The organism is Thermoactinomyces vulgaris (assembly GCF_005886755.1).
Lineage (GTDB): Bacteria > Bacillota > Bacilli > Thermoactinomycetales > Thermoactinomycetaceae > Thermoactinomyces > Thermoactinomyces vulgaris.
In genome coordinates this window covers 2,576,012-2,592,151 of the sequence record NZ_CP039710.1, presented here as the reverse complement: position 1 = coordinate 2,592,151, position 16,140 = coordinate 2,576,012, and the positions used below count along the sequence as shown (strand labels likewise).

The 16,140-nt window shown below is 50.4% G+C and carries 19 protein-coding genes and 12 tRNA genes; 29 read left to right on the top strand and 2 right to left on the bottom strand.

Annotated features, from left to right (window positions below; translation table 11 throughout):
- Positions 1–41: 41 nt before the first annotated feature.
- Positions 42–944, top strand: coding sequence for an NAD(P)-dependent oxidoreductase (locus FA954_RS13290; RefSeq protein WP_037998135.1), 903 nt, complete (start codon positions 42–44; stop codon positions 942–944).
- Positions 945–969: 25 nt separating this feature from the next.
- Here FA954_RS13290 and FA954_RS13285 read toward each other — a convergent pair whose 3' ends face one another.
- Positions 970–1,998, bottom strand: coding sequence for a ThiF family adenylyltransferase (locus FA954_RS13285; RefSeq protein WP_244932707.1), 1,029 nt, complete (start codon positions 1,996–1,998; stop codon positions 970–972).
- 131 nt (positions 1,999–2,129) lie between these two features.
- Here FA954_RS13285 and FA954_RS13280 point away from each other — a divergent pair, with 131 nt between their 5' ends.
- The 23 genes from FA954_RS13280 to FA954_RS13175 all read left to right on the top strand — a co-directional run bounded on the left by FA954_RS13280 (position 2,130) and on the right by FA954_RS13175 (position 11,014).
- Entirely contained in the window at positions 2,130–2,459 is a 330-nt protein-coding gene (locus FA954_RS13280) for a hypothetical protein (RefSeq protein ID WP_037998138.1), read from the top strand.
- A gap of 116 nt (positions 2,460–2,575) precedes the next feature.
- Entirely contained in the window at positions 2,576–3,280 is a 705-nt protein-coding gene (locus FA954_RS13275) for a Bax inhibitor-1/YccA family protein (RefSeq protein WP_231564650.1), read from the top strand.
- A complete protein-coding gene (locus tag FA954_RS13770; protein WP_156097777.1) occupies positions 3,280–3,444 on the top strand; it encodes a hypothetical protein in 165 nt (54 codons plus the stop codon). The genes FA954_RS13275 and FA954_RS13770 overlap by 1 nt, the downstream gene beginning before the upstream one ends.
- A gap of 28 nt (positions 3,445–3,472) precedes the next feature.
- Positions 3,473–3,547 (top strand) — tRNA-Asn (locus tag FA954_RS13270).
- A gap of 3 nt (positions 3,548–3,550) precedes the next feature.
- Positions 3,551–3,644, top strand: a tRNA-Ser gene (locus tag FA954_RS13265).
- A gap of 7 nt (positions 3,645–3,651) precedes the next feature.
- A tRNA-Glu gene (locus FA954_RS13260) sits at positions 3,652–3,728 on the top strand.
- A gap of 4 nt (positions 3,729–3,732) precedes the next feature.
- A tRNA-Val gene (locus FA954_RS13255) sits at positions 3,733–3,808 on the top strand.
- Positions 3,809–3,825: 17 nt separating this feature from the next.
- Positions 3,826–3,902, top strand: a tRNA-Asp gene (locus tag FA954_RS13250).
- Between the two features lie 12 nt (positions 3,903–3,914).
- Positions 3,915–3,990 (top strand) — tRNA-His (locus FA954_RS13245).
- A 4-nt stretch (positions 3,991–3,994) separates the two neighbouring features.
- Positions 3,995–4,069: transfer RNA gene (locus FA954_RS13240), tRNA-Gln, on the top strand.
- Positions 4,070–4,079: 10 nt separating this feature from the next.
- Positions 4,080–4,155: transfer RNA gene (locus FA954_RS13235), tRNA-Lys, on the top strand.
- A gap of 154 nt (positions 4,156–4,309) precedes the next feature.
- Positions 4,310–4,394 (top strand) — tRNA-Leu (locus tag FA954_RS13230).
- Positions 4,395–4,406: 12 nt separating this feature from the next.
- Positions 4,407–4,493: transfer RNA gene (locus tag FA954_RS13225), tRNA-Leu, on the top strand.
- 18 nt (positions 4,494–4,511) lie between these two features.
- Positions 4,512–4,588, top strand: a tRNA-Pro gene (locus FA954_RS13220).
- An 11-nt stretch (positions 4,589–4,599) separates the two neighbouring features.
- Positions 4,600–4,673: transfer RNA gene (locus FA954_RS13215), tRNA-Gly, on the top strand.
- A 75-nt stretch (positions 4,674–4,748) separates the two neighbouring features.
- Positions 4,749–5,747: a thiamine-phosphate kinase gene (thiL, locus tag FA954_RS13210; protein ID WP_037998141.1), complete on the top strand. Its 999-nt coding sequence runs from the start codon at positions 4,749–4,751 to the stop codon at positions 5,745–5,747.
- A gap of 5 nt (positions 5,748–5,752) precedes the next feature.
- Positions 5,753–6,211, top strand: coding sequence for a tRNA (adenosine(37)-N6)-threonylcarbamoyltransferase complex ATPase subunit type 1 TsaE (tsaE, locus tag FA954_RS13205; RefSeq protein WP_037998151.1), 459 nt, complete (start codon positions 5,753–5,755; stop codon positions 6,209–6,211).
- Positions 6,208–6,933 carry a tRNA (adenosine(37)-N6)-threonylcarbamoyltransferase complex dimerization subunit type 1 TsaB gene (gene tsaB, locus FA954_RS13200; protein WP_131470881.1) on the top strand — a complete coding sequence of 242 codons (726 nt, stop codon included), beginning with the start codon at positions 6,208–6,210 and terminating at the stop codon, positions 6,931–6,933. Before tsaE ends, tsaB begins: the two co-directional genes overlap by 4 nt.
- Positions 6,926–7,423 (top strand): ribosomal protein S18-alanine N-acetyltransferase, encoded by a 498-nt coding sequence (gene rimI, locus FA954_RS13195; RefSeq protein WP_037998146.1) that lies wholly within the window; start codon positions 6,926–6,928, stop codon positions 7,421–7,423. The genes tsaB and rimI overlap by 8 nt, the downstream gene beginning before the upstream one ends.
- A complete protein-coding gene (gene tsaD / locus FA954_RS13190) occupies positions 7,386–8,411 on the top strand; it encodes a tRNA (adenosine(37)-N6)-threonylcarbamoyltransferase complex transferase subunit TsaD (protein WP_138615193.1) in 1,026 nt (341 codons plus the stop codon). Before rimI ends, tsaD begins: the two co-directional genes overlap by 38 nt.
- Positions 8,412–8,561: 150 nt before the next feature.
- The gene (gene pxpB, locus FA954_RS13185; RefSeq protein ID WP_069201568.1) at positions 8,562–9,314 is read left to right on the top strand and encodes a 5-oxoprolinase subunit PxpB; all 753 of its coding nucleotides are present in this window, start codon (positions 8,562–8,564) and stop codon (positions 9,312–9,314) included.
- Positions 9,271–10,074, top strand: a complete 804-nt coding sequence (locus tag FA954_RS13180) for a LamB/YcsF family protein (RefSeq protein ID WP_052186916.1) — start codon at positions 9,271–9,273, stop codon at positions 10,072–10,074. The genes pxpB and FA954_RS13180 overlap by 44 nt, the downstream gene beginning before the upstream one ends.
- Positions 10,067–11,014 carry a 5-oxoprolinase subunit C family protein gene (locus FA954_RS13175; protein WP_138615192.1) on the top strand — a complete coding sequence of 316 codons (948 nt, stop codon included), beginning with the start codon at positions 10,067–10,069 and terminating at the stop codon, positions 11,012–11,014. The genes FA954_RS13180 and FA954_RS13175 overlap by 8 nt, the downstream gene beginning before the upstream one ends.
- A 48-nt stretch (positions 11,015–11,062) precedes the next feature.
- On the opposite strand, the gene FA954_RS13170 is transcribed toward FA954_RS13175, so the two are convergent.
- Entirely contained in the window at positions 11,063–13,051 is a 1,989-nt protein-coding gene (locus tag FA954_RS13170; protein WP_231564652.1) for an ABC-F family ATP-binding cassette domain-containing protein, read from the bottom strand.
- A gap of 94 nt (positions 13,052–13,145) precedes the next feature.
- On the opposite strand from FA954_RS13170, the gene FA954_RS13165 reads away from it, so the two are divergent.
- The 5 genes from FA954_RS13165 (at position 13,146) to groES (ending at position 16,127) form a co-directional block, all read left to right on the top strand.
- Positions 13,146–13,730, top strand: coding sequence for a 5-formyltetrahydrofolate cyclo-ligase (locus tag FA954_RS13165; RefSeq protein WP_037998281.1), 585 nt, complete (start codon positions 13,146–13,148; stop codon positions 13,728–13,730).
- Positions 13,731–13,819: 89 nt separating this feature from the next.
- Positions 13,820–14,497, top strand: a complete 678-nt coding sequence (locus FA954_RS13160; protein WP_052186911.1) for a redox-sensing transcriptional repressor Rex — start codon at positions 13,820–13,822, stop codon at positions 14,495–14,497.
- Positions 14,498–14,530: 33 nt separating this feature from the next.
- On the top strand, positions 14,531–15,277 hold the full coding sequence (gene tatC, locus FA954_RS13155) for a twin-arginine translocase subunit TatC (RefSeq protein ID WP_037998282.1): 747 nt from the start codon (positions 14,531–14,533) through the stop codon (positions 15,275–15,277).
- Between the two features lie 92 nt (positions 15,278–15,369).
- On the top strand, positions 15,370–15,603 hold the full coding sequence (locus FA954_RS13150; RefSeq protein ID WP_037998284.1) for a hypothetical protein: 234 nt from the start codon (positions 15,370–15,372) through the stop codon (positions 15,601–15,603).
- A 239-nt stretch (positions 15,604–15,842) separates the two neighbouring features.
- Complete coding sequence (gene groES / locus FA954_RS13145; protein WP_037998287.1) at positions 15,843–16,127, top strand: co-chaperone GroES; 285 nt, start codon at positions 15,843–15,845, stop codon at positions 16,125–16,127.
- Positions 16,128–16,140: the final 13 nt, after the last annotated feature.

Genomic DNA, 16,140 nt, shown 5'->3' with positions numbered 1-16,140 from the left:
ATAAAAAGTGTGAATATTGGTTCGAAGAAAGGAAGAGGATGATGGATCAATCGTGGAAAATCGGTTTTATCGGTTTGGGGATCATGGGACGGTCAATGGCTTATAACCTTTACCGCGCAGGGTTTGACGTTACGGTGTGGAACCGGACGGAGTCCAAAGTGAAAGAAGCTGAAAAATGGGGGGCAAAAACCGCTTCTTCTCCCAAAGAGCTGGCCAAAACCTGCCATTTGGTGATCACCATGGTCGGGGACACCGATGACGTGCGGCAAGTGGCGGAAGGGGAAAACGGATTGATTCACGGGGCCCGGCCGGGGACTTATTGGATCGATATGAGCACCATCTCTCCCGATGCCACCCGGGACTTTGCCGAACGGGCCAAAAAGAAAGGCATCATCATGATGGATGCCCCCGTCAGCGGCGGGGACACCGGGGCGAAAAACGGGACGTTATCGATCATGGTTGGCGGAGAAAAAGAAGATGTAAAGCGGGTGATGCCGGTTTTTCAAGCGATGGGGTCTTCCATCACCCATTGCGGGCCCGTGGGTGCCGGGCAAACCGTCAAAGCCTGCAACCAGATTTTGTGCGGATTGAACTTGCTGGCCATGGTTGAAGCGTTTGCGTTTGCCAAAAAGTCCGGGGTGGATTTGGAAAAAATGTTGGAGGTGACGACCCGGGGGGCCGCTGGATCCTGGGCTTTGTCCAATTACGGTCCCCGGTTGATCAAAGGGGATCTCTCGCCCGGATTCACGGTCCGGTTCCAGCAAAAAGATTTGCGGATTGTTTTGGAGGAAGCGGAAAAAATGGCATTGCCCCTTCCGGGGACGGCCGTGGTTCAACAACTTCTCCGTTCGGTCCAAGCCTATGGAGGAAATGAGGACGGGACCCAATCATTGATCCGGGTGATGGAAAAGCTGGGGAATGTCGAGATAGTGGATAAAAAATAAGGAGCGGCATCCATCCGCTCCTTTTTTAAATGCCCACATAACGGGCGACCACCGCTTTGGCCGTCTGAATGTCCGTGGTTCCTTGCACCAAGATGCGCCCGTCCGGAAAGATGGCCAATTCGTGCCCGTCTTCAGACAGATCTGCTTTTAACAAAAAGGGATTTCTGTTGGTCTTTCCCACTTTTTGCAGCCGGCTTTCCAGAATGTCCAGATCCAGAGGTTGGGAAAGCGTGATTTGCACCGACTGTCTTCCGCACATGGATACTTCTTGCGGGCCTTTGCGGGCCGGATGAAGGAAATCCCATTGTTTGCGGCCGCATGCCGGGCAGTCTTCGTCTTTTTGATGGCTGACATCCAAGGATTGAAAATGGTTGGACCACAAGTCGATATGGCGCAGGTGCGTTTCACAAGCCTCTTCATTTCCGGTCAACAGTTTGATCGCTTCCGCCCCTTGAAAAGCGGTAATCACTTGCACGGCCGGACCGATGACGCCAGCGGTGTCACAAGTTTCCGCGGCTCCCGGAGCAGGCGTTTCCGGAAAGATGCAACGCAAGCAAGGCGTTTTTCCCGGCCGGATCGTAAAGGACATTCCCCGGGAACCGACGACGCCTCCGTAGATCCAGGGGATTTGATGTTTGATGCTCAAGTCATTGATGAGATAACGCACTTGAAAGTTATCCGTTCCGTCCAAAATCAGGTCCACATCGGACAACAATTCTTCCGCATTGCGCCAGGTCAGATCGGCGATGTGCGCTTCCAGTTCGAGATCGGAACGGATGGCTTGCAATTTGTTTTTGGCAGCGATCACCTTCGGCAAATGTTGCCGGGCATCGGTTTCGTCATAAAGCATTTGCCGTTGTAAATTGCTCGCTTCGACAAAATCCCTGTCGATCAGGCGCAAGAATTTGACGCCGGCCCGGGCCATGTGGTTGGAAAGGGCGGTGCCGAGCGCCCCCATTCCCACGACGGCCACACGGGCTTGGGACAATTTTTTTTGTCCTTCTTCACCGATCGGGGCAAAAAGAATTTGTCTGGAGTATCGTTGCTGGTCCACTTTCCTGATGTTCCTCCTTTGATTTTCGCATATCCTTATTTTCTCACAGAAGGATGAAACTGAGAATGGAGAGTTTGGGTGCATCAATGTTTAGAGAAAAGGAAACAGTGAAAAAGAGAGGAGGTGATCAGGTGGAGCAGGAAAAAAGAAAATACTATGTATCGCTTGAGTTCGGAACGCACACGGGCGAAATACAGGCACAAAAAGATGAAAACAGCCCTGTTTTCCAATATGAGATTGAAGCCACCCCGCAAGAGGTTGAGCAGTTGGAAAAGTTATTTGCCGAGGCCCAGGAAACGGAGTTGCAGTTTTTCGCCAAAGCCCATGTTCCGTTTTTGGATAATGAAGCGGCGGAAAATGCGGAAGAAGACAGAGAAATCAACAGGATCTACCAAATGATTTACCAATTGGGAACCGAAAAGACCCGGGAGCAATTGCGGGAAATCGGGGTGATCCGGTAAATCCTGACGGGAAAGAACGGGATCCTTGCTTTCTTTGCCGGGGGAGCCGGCTTGATTTTATGGGGGATTGGAAATATACTAATTTTTTGATAAAGATCAAGATGAGGGGGATTTCCGTGGAACAAACCCGTTTTCCCGGTATGAATGAAACCACTGCGGTACAAATTCAACAACGGTTGATGCAACGTGTGTTTTCCTGGATGTTTGCCGGTTTGTCCATGACCGCGATTATCGCGATGGCTTTGTACAGCAATCCGGATGTGCCGTTCTTTTTGGCTTCCACTCCCGGAGTTTTCTGGGGGATTTTGATTGCCGAATTAATTGTGGTGTTCGGATTGTCTGCGCTTCTTCACAAGCTGACTCCGTTTATGGCCACCTTCGCTTTCTTTCTCTATGCCGCTTTAAACGGGGTTACCTTCACATTGATCCTGGCGCAGTTTGGTTTGGCCCTGGTCGGGACGGCATTTCTCATTGCGGCCGGGATGTTTGGTTTGTTTGCGTTCATCGGTTATGTGACCAAAATCAATTTGACCAAAATCGGTTCTATTGCCATTATGGCGGCGATCGGCCTCGTTTTGGCGTCACTGGTCAATTTGTTCTTCCTGAAAAGCTCCGTTGTGGAACTGGTGATTTCTTATCTCTTGGTTTTGGTCTTTTGTATTGTCACGGCTTATGACATTCAAAACATCAAAAGAATGAGCGAAAGGGCATATGATGAAAAAACGGCAACCAAATTGGCCATTTTCGGCGCGCTGATGTTGTACCTTGATTTTATCATCATCTTTAAAAACCTTTTGTCGATCTTAAGCAGTGATGACTGATGGCAACAAAGGCCCTCTTGCGAAAGCGGGAGGGCTGTAAAATAAAAATTATTTTTTTAAAAAAACTCTTGACGAAAGATGTGGAGCGTGGTAATTTATTAATTGTCACTGATGAGGACGAAAGAAAAATAAAAAAATCTCTTGCCATTTGGCTGGGGATTTGATATAATACAATCCGTCTCTTGTTGATGATCCTCAGTAGCTCAATGGTAGAGCGCCCGGCTGTTAACCGGTAGGTTGCAGGTTCGAGTCCTGCCTGAGGAGCCACGCGGAGAGATACTCAAGTGGCTGAAGAGGACGGTTTGCTAAACCGTTAGGGGGTCTTACTGGCCCCGCGAGGGTTCGAATCCCTCTCTCTCCGCCATTCACGTGGCCCGTTGGTGAAGCGGTTTAACACACCAGCCTTTCACGCTGGCATGCAGGGGTTCGAATCCCCTACGGGTCACCAAAACGGACGCTTAGCTCAGCTGGGAGAGCATCTGCCTTACAAGCAGAGGGTCGGCGGTTCGATCCCGTCAGCGTCCACCATTTCCATATGATGATGCGGAGCTGTGGTGTAGAGGCCTAACATGCCTGCCTGTCACGCAGGAGATCGCGGGTTCGAATCCCGTCAGCTCCGCCAATTTTATGCGTGGCGGCCGTGGCGAAGTGGTTAACGCACCGGATTGTGGCTCCGGCATTCGTGGGTTCGATTCCCACCGGTCGCCCCATTGATGGGGAATAGCCAAGCGGTAAGGCAACGGACTTTGACTCCGTGATGCGCAGGTTCGAATCCTGCTTCCCCAGCCATTTCAAATTTGAGCCATTAGCTCAGTTGGTAGAGCACCTGACTTTTAATCAGGGTGTCGAAGGTTCGAGTCCTTCATGGCTCACCACAGTGTTTGGCCTCCTTGGTGGGGTTTTCACTGAGGAGGCTTTCATGATGAATGGACATGCGATAAAAAATAAATTTTCTATTGACTTTATCCCGAAAGCATGTTATTCTGTTTTTTGTCGATATGAGAGCTGACAGTGCGTAATAGCAGTCATGCGGGTGTGGCGGAATTGGCAGACGCACTAGATTTAGGTTCTAGCGCCTTCGGGCGTGGGGGTTCAACTCCCTCCACCCGCACCAAACGTCAACCGGGCGGTCGTGGTGGAATTGGCAGACACGCTATCTTGAGGGGGTAGTGGCCCTTTGGCCGTGCGAGTTCGAGTCTCGCCGACCGCACCAAGCAAAGAATTCTTATATCGGGGTGTGGCTCAGCTTGGCAGAGCGCCTCGTTCGGGACGAGGAGGTCGCAGGTTCAAATCCTGTCACCCCGACCATTTTTATATTTGCGGGTGTAGTTCAGTGGTAGAACATCGGCCTTCCAAGCCGAATGCGAGGGTTCGATTCCCTTCACCCGCTCCAAAATAGAGATGAGAAACACGGATCGCGGTGACTGCTGCGATCCTTATTTTTTTACCGTCAAAGGAGAGATTCAAGGTGCAAGACGAATTTGCGCTCATTCGGTCTTGGTTGAGCCGGCGTCCGACTCCCGACAGGCACATCGAAGTGGATATCGGGGATGATGCGGCGGTTGTCCAACCTCTTTCCGGAAATTCCATGGTCTTGACTTGTGATACGATGGTGGAAACCGTTCATTTTCGCAGGGATACCCTTTCATTTAAGGAAATCGGGCGCAAACTGCTTGCCGTCAATGCAAGTGACATCAATGCGATGGGCGGGGTGCCGGTTTATGCCCTGATCAGTGCATCGGTTCCGGATGGATGGCAGGAAGACGAATTGCTCCAAATTTACGAGGGATTGTATGCGTATGCAGAAGAAATCAAAGTGGCCCTGATCGGCGGGGACACGACCCGTACCGACGGACCTTTGACCCTCACGTTGACCTTGACGGGGGAAGTGGAGAAAGGGCGTGCGCTCCGGCGTTCGGCGGCAAAACCGGGGGATATTTTGTTTGTCACGGGCACTTTGGGGGATTCTGCGGCAGGATTGGATTTGTTGTTGAAGAACCGGGCAGCTTCTGACGGGGAGAAGCTGTTGATTGAGGCGCACCGTCGCCCTGATCCCCCGCTGCAAATCGGACCTTGGCTCTCGGATTCTCCTTTTTACAGCCGCGTGTCCCTGAATGACATCAGTGACGGGCTGGCGCGGGAAGCTTGGGAAATTGCCGAAGCCAGCGGCGTCAAGATTGTGATTGAAGAAGACAAAATCCCTTTGTCCCCGGCTTTGCTCTCTTATGCGGAAAGTTCCGGGCAAGATCCGTATCAGTGGGTATGGAGCGGAGGAGAGGATTTTCAATTGTTGGGAACCGTTCCGTTCCAGCACTGGGAGGCTTTTGAATGGGAGGCAAAGAGAAGAAATTGGAAAATCGCTGCCATCGGACAGGTGGAATCCGGGGAACCCGGTGTTGAAAAAATAGTGGATAAACAAAGGTTGAAAGTGGAGAAATCCGGTTACAATCATTTTGCAAACAGGTGATATTTGTGGAAAAAGAATGCACGGTTGACACGTTCAGCGAAGAAGAGACGAAGGCATTGGCCCGAACCATTGCACGGTATTTGAAACCCGGGGATGTCATTGCGCTGGAGGGGGATTTGGGAGCCGGCAAAACGACACTTGCCCAAGGGATTGCCAAAGCGCTGGGGATTTCGGGACCGGTGGACAGCCCGACCTTTACCATTATCAAAGAATATGAAGGAACGCTTCCCCTTTATCACATGGATGTGTACCGCATTGATTCCCCGGAAGAAGAGTTGGGATTGGAAGAGTATTTTTACGGGGACGGGGTTTGTCTGGTGGAATGGGCATCCCATGTAAAGCCGCTCCTGCCGGATTCCACGTTGTGGATGTTTTTGACGGTAAAGCCGGACCGGAGGAGCATCCGGATTCGATCCAAAGATTCGCGTTGGAATTCATTGATGAAGGAGTTGGCAGCCCGATGAAATTAATCGCCATGGATACCTCCACGCTGGTGATGGGTGTGGCCGTGATGGATCTGGAAAACCAAAAAATTTTGGGAGAGACGGTGACCAATTTACACAAGAACCATTCGGTCCGCTTAATGCCCACCATTGAGCAGCTGTTAAACGACCTGGATCTCGCCGTGGATGATCTCACCCATTTGGCGGTGACACGGGGACCGGGTTCTTACACCGGCATTCGCATCGGAGTGACCACCGCCAAGGCCATGTCCTGGGCAAGACAAATTCCGCTTTACAGTGCGTCCAGCTTGGCGGTGTTGGCGTTAAACGGTGCCCGTTTTGACGGATGGGTGGTTCCCATGTTTGATGCGCGTCGGCGCAGGGTTTATACCGGGGCATTTCGGATGGACAACCATGAAATCCGTGAAAAATTGCCCCAGCAAGTGATTACCTTGAATGCTTGGTTACAACAATTGAAAGAATCCGGCGAACCGGTTTTGTTTTTGGGGGATGACGTGGTTCGCTTTGAAGAAGAAATCCGGTCCACGCTCGGCAAACAGGCATGTTTCGGCACCCCGCAGGAGAACATTCCCCGCCCGGCATCGTTGGCCTGGTTGGCTTATCAAAAATGGAGCCGGCAAGAACAACCGGAACCACCGGATTTCTCCCCGGAGTATTTGCAGATGACCGAAGCCGAGGCCAATTGGTTAAAAAAACAACGGAAGGAAGGGGAGAATGGCTAAACAATCGCTGGGTCCGGTGGCTTTTCGTCCGATGGAAATCATGGATTTGCCGCAGATTGAATTGGTGGAGAAAAGCTCATTTCCCACCCCTTGGCCGCGCAAGGCGTTTTATAATGAGTTGATGTTTAACCAGTTTGCTTACTACACCGTTGCCACGTACGATGAGAAAGTGATCGGCTACTGCGGGTTCTGGCTGATTTTGGATGAGGCGCACATTACCAACATCGCCATTCACCCGGATTACCGGGGCAGAGGGATTGGTGAAGCGACGTTGAGTTATGTGATGGATTTGGCGAAAAAATTGGGTGCGGAAAAAATGACCTTGGAAGTGCGGGTATCCAATGAAGTGGCCAAAAAAATGTATGAGAAACTGGGATTTGTCCGCTCGGGAATTCGAAAAGGCTATTATACTGACAATAAAGAAGATGCGATGATTATGTGGGTGACATTAAATGAACGAGAACAGAAGGACCATCATTCTGGGAATTGAGACAAGTTGTGATGAAACATCCGCCGCCGTCGTGGAAAACGGAACCACTGTGTTATCCAATGTGATTTCATCACAGATGGACATCCACCGCAAATTTGGCGGCGTGGTGCCGGAAGTGGCTTCCAGACGCCATGTGGAACGGATCACGTTGATTATTGAAAAAGCTTTGCATGATGCCAAGGTCAGCATGGAGGAAGTGGACGGGATTGCCGTGACCCAGGGCCCGGGGTTGGTCGGGGCGCTGTTGATCGGGGTGGCTGCAGCCAAAGCGTTATCGTTTGCCACCGGAAAACCGTTGATCCCGGTGCACCATATTGCAGGGCACATTTATGCCAATCACCTGGTGCAACCGCTCTCCTTCCCGTTGGTCGCGCTGGTGGTCTCCGGCGGACATACGGAATTGATCTACATGGAAGAACACAATCGGTTTCAGCTTTTGGGAAAAACAAGGGATGACGCCGCCGGGGAAGCGTTTGACAAAGTGGCGCGGTTGATGAATCTCCCTTATCCGGGAGGGCCGCACATCGACCGTCTGGCGGCAATGGGAACGCCTGAATATGATCTGCCGCGGGCCTGGCTGGAACCGGATTCTTTGGATTTCAGCTTTAGCGGGTTGAAATCGGCTGTCATGAATTTGGTGAACAACGCCAAGCAACGAGGGGAAGAAATCAATGAAGCCAATTTGGCGGCCAGCTTCCAGGAAGCGGTGCTCGAGGTGTTGATTGAAAAGGCGATGCGGGCGGTTCATCAAACCGGAGCGAAACATTTGTTGCTCGCCGGCGGGGTTTCGGCCAACAAAGGCTTGCGGAAACGTTTGCAGGAGCGGGCCGGACAAGAAGGCATCCGGTTTCAAATGCCTCCGTTGGAACTTTGTACGGATAATGCGGCCATGATTGCTGCGGCGGGAACCTATCAGCTGATGGACGGGAAAACGGCCGGTTTAACCTTAAATGCCGATGCCAACCTCCCGCTGATTTGGGAAAACTAAATATAGACAAAAAGAAGACTGACCAATGTCCGACGACATTGGTTTTTTTATTTTAAAGATAAGGATAAGAATAATCAGATTTTAGGTAAAATTATGTTAAAATTAAAATAAATTACGAAGTCAGATGAAGACTGGTCAGGGAGGGGGAACATGATCCGGTTTCGATGCTTGGGAGAACAAGCCCTGATTGTTGAACTGGGGGATCGGATTGATCCGGCCGTTCACCGGAAGGTGCTGGCTTTTTGCAAATGGCTTGAGCAACAAAAGATCAACGGGGTGGTGGAATGGGTTCCTTCGTATACAGGGGTGACCATTCATTTTGATCCATTTTTATTATCCTCTTTTGAACTTCAATCAAAGTTGGCGGATTTTTCCGCCGAATCCGCGGGCGACGGGCAAGATCGGGTGCGGATGATCGGAATCCCGGTTTGTTATGGAGGGGAATTTGGCCCCGATTTGGAGGAACTGGCCCGCTTCTGTCGGATGGATGCCAAAGAGGTGATCCGGATTCATGCCGGCGGAACTTACCTTGTCTATATGATCGGATTTGTTCCGGGGTTCGCTTATTTGGGAGGGATGTCTTCCCGGATCGCGATGCCGAGGCGGGATTCGCCCCGCCCGAAAATTCCGGCCGGTTCCGTCGGGATTGCCGGCGAACAAACCGGCGTTTATCCACTGGAGGTGCCGGGCGGTTGGAGGATCATCGGCAGGACGCCGCTGCCTTTGTTTCTCCCGGATCAATCTCCTCCATCGTTATTGCGCGCCGGGGACCTGGTGCAATTTGTCCCCATTGACGAGCCAGTGTACCACGCCATCAAAGAGAAATGCAATCATGGGGAAATTCCCGTTGAAATTCGTTATGTCAAAGGAGGGAAGGGAAGTGAATCGTCAAGCATCCGTTGACTTAAATTGTGATCTGGGGGAAAGTTTCGGGCATTACCGTCTGGGAAACGATGAAGAAATCATGAAGTGGATTACTTCCTGCAACGTGGCCTGCGGTTATCACGCCGGAGATCCGGAAACCATGTATCACAGCGTCAAACTGGCCAAACAATACGGCGTGTCCCTGGGGGCGCATCCGGGATTTCCCGATTTGATGGGATTCGGGCGGCGTGAGTTGAAGATGTCGGCAGACGAGGTGTACCATATGGTGATTTATCAGGTGGGGGCATTAAAAGCATTTGCCGATGTGGAAGGGGTTCGGGTGAGACATGTGAAACCCCACGGAGCGTTGTACAATCTTGCCACCGTCCAACCCGAACTGGCCCGGGCGATTGCCGAAGCCGTCCGCGATTTGGACAAGCAGTTGATCTTGTTTGCACTGTCCGGAAGCGAACTGGTCAAAGCCGGACGACGGGCCGGATTGACAGTGGCCGAAGAAGGATTTGCCGACCGCACTTACCAGCCGGACGGATCGTTAACCCCCCGCCGCCATCCGAAAGCCGTGATCCATGACATCCGTTCAGCCGCCCGGCAAGTGATTTCCATGGTGAAAGACGGAATGGTGACCACGGTCGAAGGAACCGCTGTTCCGTTAAGAGCGGATACAATCTGTGTGCACGGCGACCATCCGGGGGCGGTTTTTTTCGTATCCCGTTTGCGCAAACAATTGGAGGACGAGGGGATTGTGCTTCGTCCGGCAGGGGAACGTTTGGATGATTGAAGTGGTGGATCCGGGACTCTTGACCACGGTGCAAGACGGGGGAAGAACGGGTTACCAGGCATGGGGCGTGACGGTCGGTGGGGCCGTGGACCGTTTTTCGTTAAACACCGGAAATTTGTTGGTCGGAAATCATCCCGATGCCCCCGGCATTGAGATGAACCTGATCGGAGCGGTTTTCCGTGCGCATGAAACATTGGCGGCCACCCTGACCGGGGCGGATTTTTCGGCCAAGCTGGACGGGAAGGACATGCCGCTTGGAACCGTCTTTTTGTGGCCGGAAGGAAGTCTGCTCTCCCTGAAAGGAAAACCGGATGGTGCCCGCTGTTATCTCACCGTGTCCGGAGGAATTGATGTGCCCGAAGTGTTAAAGAGTGCGTCCACGGATCTCATCGCCGGAATCGGCGGAACCGGCGGACGGGCTCTTAAAAAAGGGGACAAGCTGAAAGTGGGGGAAAAGAGGATGGATCCTTCGGTTTTAAAGGGGCGAAGGCTTTCGCCGGTGTGGTTCCGAAAGAAAAAAAAGAAAGAACCGGAAAAAGTCCGGGTGGTTTTCGGTCCGCATGATGATGCCTTCACCCAAAAAGGAAAAGAACGGTTTACTTCCGCCACATTCCAATGTTCTCACCGGATGAACCGCATGGGCCTTCAATGTTTGGGTGAGCCGGTGGAACACAAAAACGGAGCGGATATCATATCCGCCGGGGTCACGTTTGGATCCATTCAAGTTCCGGCGGACGGACAGCCCTTTATTCTGTTGGCCGATCGCCAGACGACCGGCGGTTACACACAAATTGCGACGGTGATTCGTGCGGATTTCACGAAGATCGCCCAGTTGATGCCGGGCGACCGGATCCGTTTTTGCCCCGTGTCCCTTGGGGAAGCGAGGGAAGCGTTGGTGGAACAAGTCCGCTTTTTAAAACAATTAAGCGCCCATAACTAAAAATGAGGCTGCCATCTTTTTCAGATGGCAGCCGCAACCGTTGTTTGACTAAGATTCATCCGCCAAGTCCGCCCATTCATTGGTGGTTTCCTCCAATTTTTCTTCCAGCTTTGCCAGTTCCTGTTGCAAAGGCGCACTGGCGGACGGATCGTTATAAATTTCTGGATCGCACAACTTGGCGTGAATCTCTTCAATTTTTGATTCCAGTTGTTCGATTTCTTGTTCCAGCCGTTCCAACTTCTGCCGGCGTTGTTTTTGTTTGCGTTGCTTTTCTTTTTCCCGCTTCCGGTAGGCATCTGCTTCAGTCCGCGAAGGGGCGGATGAAGTGCCCTGCGCGGGAGGGGCGGTTTTGTCTTCAAATTGCTCCAATGCCTTTTTCTCCAAGTACCAATCATAATTCCCCTGATAATCCCGTATGCCGTCGGGGGTCAATTCCCAGATGCGGGTGGCCAGGCGCCGGATGAAATACCGGTCGTGCGAAATGAACAGCAGGGTTCCCGGAAATTCTTCCAAGGCTTGCTCCAACCGTTCTTTGCTGGGCATATCCAAATGGTTGGTCGGTTCATCCATCAGCAAAAAATTTGCCTGGTTTAACATGCGTTTACATAAGGAAAGGCGCGCTTTTTCCCCGCCGCTCAAACTGCTCACCTTTTTAAAAACATGGTCCCCGTAAAACAGAAACTGCCCGAGTGCTGAACGGATGGTGGTCTGATCCAGGCGTGGGTGATCATTCCACAATTCGTCAATCACTGAAAGATCCGGATTCAACTCTTGTTGTTCCTGGTCATAATAGTCCATTTCCACTTGCGTTCCCCACTTCCACGTCCCGCTGAGCGGAGGAAGCTTGCCGGCGATGGTTTTTAACAATGTTGATTTTCCCAGCCCGTTCGGACCGATCAGTGCAATGTGTTCTCCCCGTTCGATGCGGAAGTCGAGGTTTTGGATGAGCGGCTTTTCGTATCCGATGGTTAAATTTTTGACTTCCAAAATCTCTTTGCCGCTTCGGACGGCCGGTTCAAACCGGATGGCCGCTTTGCGCGGGCGCGGGGATGGCGGTTCGATGCGTTCCATTTTTTCCAGCGCTTTGCGGCGGCTTTGTGCCCGCTTGGTGGTGGAAGCCCGGGCGATGTTTCGCTCGATGAATTCTTCCATCCTTTTGATTTCGGCTTGTTGCTTTTCATATAGTTTTTGTTGTTGTTCCCATCTCGCTTCTTTCTGTTTCACATAGGAAGAATAATTCCCCACATACCGGGTGATCTGATGGTGTTCCAGTTCATAGATGATGGTGACCAGACGGTCGAGAAAATACCGGTCGTGGGAAACCAAAAGCAAAGCCCCCGGGTAATTGGCGAGCATTTGCTCCAACCAGGACATCGCGTCCATGTCCAGATAGTTGGTCGGCTCATCCAGGATGAGTAAATCCGGTTCTTCCAAAAGCAATTTGGCCAGCGCCACCCGGGTTTTTTGCCCTCCGCTCAAGGATTGGACCGGTGTCGCTTTCCAGTCAATGCCGCCCATTCCCAATCCGGTTAAAGCTCTCCGGATTTTGGCTTCATAAGCATATCCGCCTTTTTCTTCGAATGCGGATTGCAATGAGGAATATTTTTCCAACGTCTTTTCATAGATGTCCGGCCGGGTGTATACTTCTTCTTTGCCCATTTCCGTTTCCAACAGGCGGAGCTGCTTTTCCATCCCGATCAGTTCTTGAAACGGGAGCAAAAGTTCATCCCAGACCGTTTTTTCAGACTGAAGTCCGCTGTTTTGCGCCAAATAGCCGACTCTGGCTTTTTTGGAAAGATGGATTTCGCCTTCATCGGGAAGCAGTTCCCGGATCAAAATTCTTAAAAGCGTGGATTTGCCGGCGCCGTTCGGGCCGATGAGTCCGATATGTTCACCTTCATTGATTTTCAGGTCCACATTTTGAAAAATGATGTTTCCCCCAAATGTTTTTTCTATGTTTTTCGCTTGTAACAGCATTCGGTCCACCTCGCTCATGTCCAGTGTAATCGAGTCTTTGCCGCAGGGCAAATTATTCATGGCGGCCCTTATATCCGGTGGATTATTGAAAAAAGAAAGGTTATAATGTAAGAATCAATCACTGTTTTTTCATTGCCTTGAAGGAATGAATAACATGAAAAATAAAAAGGAACTGCGCCGGCATTTGCTTGAAGTCCGCAGCCGTCTTTCTTCCGCATATAAGAAAGAATGTTCTGATATTATCTGCCGGAAGGTGACGGGCCATCCGGCTTACAAGCAGGCAAAGACGGTGATGTTTTATATGCCGGTTCGTGGTGAAGCGGATGTTTTGCCTGCCCTGAAAGAAGCGCTTTCATCCGGCAAACGGGTGATTTTGCCAAAAACCGAAAAAGAAAAGAAGTCCATCCGTTGCTTCCGGATTCGGGGATTGAAGGATTTGACCGAAGGAGCCTACGGCATTTTGGAACCGGACGCATCCCTTTGTCAGGAGATTGTCGTTCAGAAAGTGGAATTGGTGATCGTACCGGGCGTCGGCTTCGATGTTTCAGGGTTTCGCCTGGGATACGGCGGCGGATATTATGACCGGTTTTTATCCCGGCACCCCGGAGCGGTCCGTATGGGCGTCGCTTATGATGAACAAATTGTAAATGATGTGAAGGCAGAACCTCATGATTGCAGGATGGACTGGTTGGTTTCCCCGCGGAAAATATTGGAATTCACCCGGTTAAAAATTAAGTGAACCACCCGAATTTACAAGTTTTATGGTATGATGTTTTTTGCAAAACTTTTGTGCGTTGATTCACATTTATGGAGGTGTATGTTGGCACGATGCCTGAAAATAAAATACCGCAGGTGACGGCAAAGCGGTTGCCTTTATATTACCGTTATTTGGAGAAATTGCATGCGATCGGGAAACAACGCGTTTCTTCAGCGGATTTGAGCGATGCATTGCATATAGATCCGGCGACGATTCGCCGCGATTTTTCTTACCTGGGTGAGCTCGGGAAAAAAGGTTACGGTTATAATGTTACTTATCTGCTTCAATTTTTACGGGATTTCTTGAAACAAGACGAGGTCACCAATGTGGTGTTGGTTGGAGTGGGAAATCTCGGAACGGCATTATTGAGATATAATTTTTATCGCAGCCACAATACCAAGATCGTTGCCGGTTTTGACCAGGATCCGAACAAAGTGGGAAAAGATGTGGATGGCATTCCGGTCTATTCCATGGATCGCCTGGCGGAAGTGACCCAGTTGCACAATGTGGAAGTGGCGATTTTGACTGTTCCGCTGAATGCGGCTCAATCCACGGCTGATTTTTTGGTCAAGAACGGGATCCGGGGGATTTTAAACTTCACGCCGGCCCGTTTGACGGCGCCACCTTATGTGCGTATTCACAATATCGATTTGACGATCGAACTGCAGACATTGATTTACTTCCTCAAAAACTTTCCGGAAGGGAACCCGGGGGACAGCGAAGAAGAGTCTTTGACGACGGAAAAATGATTGCCACAGATGATTGTAAGGGAGCATTGGATCATGAGCGATGAACAACAGCCGATCACAGAGCATTTAGGGGAGCTTCGACGCCGTATTATATGGAGTCTGGTCTTTTTTTTCGTCGCCTTAATCGGAAGCTTTTTTTATTCGCAGGATGTGTTCTTGTTCATTAAGCAGGACTTGTTTTCCGATTACAAAATCGTCATCTTGAATCCGGTTGATCCGATTCGTATTTATATGCAAATATCGGTCATTATAGCCTTGGTGATCAGTTCGCCTTTCTGGATGTATCACCTTTGGCGCTTTGTCCGCCCGGGTCTTCACCCGAATGAACAAAGGGCCGCGTTGATTTATATTCCGGTCTCATTGGGATTGTTTTTAACGGGCGTTGCTTTCGGGTATTTTGTCATTTTTCCTTATATCCTTGATTTTTTGGTGTTGCTTGGCGGACAGATGGGGTTGCAGGAAAACTTCAGCGTACAATATGCTTTCAGTTTTTTGTTCGGAGTGATCCTGCCGCTCGCGCTGTTTTTTGAATTGCCGGTGATCACTTTGTTTTTGACGCGCATCCGCTTGGTGACGCCGGATTTGTTGCGCAAAGTGCGGCGTTATGCATACCTGGGGCTGGTGATCGTCGCGGCTTTGATCACGCCACCCGAGCCGATCGCCAACATCCTCGTCTCCATTCCGCTGATCTTGTTATATGAAGTAAGTATTTCCATTTCAACGATTTTGTCACGGCGCATGGAGCGCCAAGATGCTGAGTGGGAAAAAGAAAATCAATGATTGGCGAAAAACTCCCGTCCTCTGACGGGAGTTTTTGCGTTACATAGGTTGATATGGATTGGGGAACAATTCCTGATGGAAGGAGGAGTACCATGAGTTCATGTTCAAAAGACCGTTTCCCAAAGGTGTATTTTTTCGCCTTTGTCTTGATGACGCTGTTGGCCATACCATCGGTCAGGCAGTGTGTCTCCCAATTTTTTGAAGACCGGTTGCTCTCTTTGTTCAAAGGCGGAAAGCGCCAGGATGGCGGTTCTTCCGGCCATTCGTCATCGGGCGGCCCGGAAGATGATTTTAAAATCCGTCTTGATTTAAACCAGTCAATATGAGATGTTTATTTATTATAAGGAGCATTTCACAAACAAAAAAGCAGACCGGGATTTGGAAAGCGATTCGGGTTGGGAATCGCTTTCATTTTTGCCTGAACGGGATTTTTGATAGTTTTTTTGGCTCCCCACTTGAAAAATGAAGGCGAGAGGAATATTATATTTAATGGATGTTAGCACTCGGCTTTGATGAGTGCTAACAATATGACAAATTCATCCACTGAACAAAGGAGGGTTTCGCAATGATCAAACCTTTGGGTGATCGTGTTGTCTTGGAAGCAGTAGAAAAAGAAGAAAAAACAGCCAGCGGCATCGTTTTGCCGGACACCGCCAAAGAAAAACCGCAAGAAGGACGCATTGTTGCGGTTGGAAGCGGCCGCTTGGATGACAATGGAAACCGGATCGCATTGGAAGTCAAAGAAGGAGACCATGTGATCTTCTCCAAATATGCCGGAACCGAAGTAAAATACGGCGACAAAGAATACCTCATCTTGCGTGAAAGTGATATCCTCGCAATCGTTGACTGATCTCAGTCATTGA

What these genes read in the sequence shown, in the direction of transcription:
- FA954_RS13290 (WP_037998135.1), top strand. Translation starts at nt 42, where the DNA reads ATGGATCAATCGTGGAAAATCGGTTTTATCGGTTTGGGGATCATGGGA.
- FA954_RS13770 (WP_156097777.1), top strand. Translation starts at nt 3,280, where the DNA reads ATGGCAACAAAGGCCCTCTTGCGAAAGCGGGAGGGCTGTAAAATAAAA.
- tsaB (WP_131470881.1), top strand. Translation starts at nt 6,208, where the DNA reads ATGAAATTAATCGCCATGGATACCTCCACGCTGGTGATGGGTGTGGCC.
- rimI (WP_037998146.1), top strand. Translation starts at nt 6,926, where the DNA reads ATGGCTAAACAATCGCTGGGTCCGGTGGCTTTTCGTCCGATGGAAATC.
- tsaD (WP_138615193.1), top strand. Translation starts at nt 7,386, where the DNA reads ATGAACGAGAACAGAAGGACCATCATTCTGGGAATTGAGACAAGTTGT.
- pxpB (WP_069201568.1), top strand. Translation starts at nt 8,562, where the DNA reads ATGATCCGGTTTCGATGCTTGGGAGAACAAGCCCTGATTGTTGAACTG.
- FA954_RS13180 (WP_052186916.1), top strand. Translation starts at nt 9,271, where the DNA reads ATGTCAAAGGAGGGAAGGGAAGTGAATCGTCAAGCATCCGTTGACTTA.
- FA954_RS13175 (WP_138615192.1), top strand. Translation starts at nt 10,067, where the DNA reads ATGATTGAAGTGGTGGATCCGGGACTCTTGACCACGGTGCAAGACGGG.
- FA954_RS13170 (WP_231564652.1), bottom strand. Translation starts at nt 13,051, where the DNA reads ATGAATAATTTGCCCTGCGGCAAAGACTCGATTACACTGGACATGAGC.
- FA954_RS13165 (WP_037998281.1), top strand. Translation starts at nt 13,146, where the DNA reads ATGAAAAATAAAAAGGAACTGCGCCGGCATTTGCTTGAAGTCCGCAGC.
- FA954_RS13160 (WP_052186911.1), top strand. Translation starts at nt 13,820, where the DNA reads ATGCCTGAAAATAAAATACCGCAGGTGACGGCAAAGCGGTTGCCTTTA.
- tatC (WP_037998282.1), top strand. Translation starts at nt 14,531, where the DNA reads ATGAGCGATGAACAACAGCCGATCACAGAGCATTTAGGGGAGCTTCGA.
- FA954_RS13150 (WP_037998284.1), top strand. Translation starts at nt 15,370, where the DNA reads ATGAGTTCATGTTCAAAAGACCGTTTCCCAAAGGTGTATTTTTTCGCC.
- groES (WP_037998287.1), top strand. Translation starts at nt 15,843, where the DNA reads ATGATCAAACCTTTGGGTGATCGTGTTGTCTTGGAAGCAGTAGAAAAA.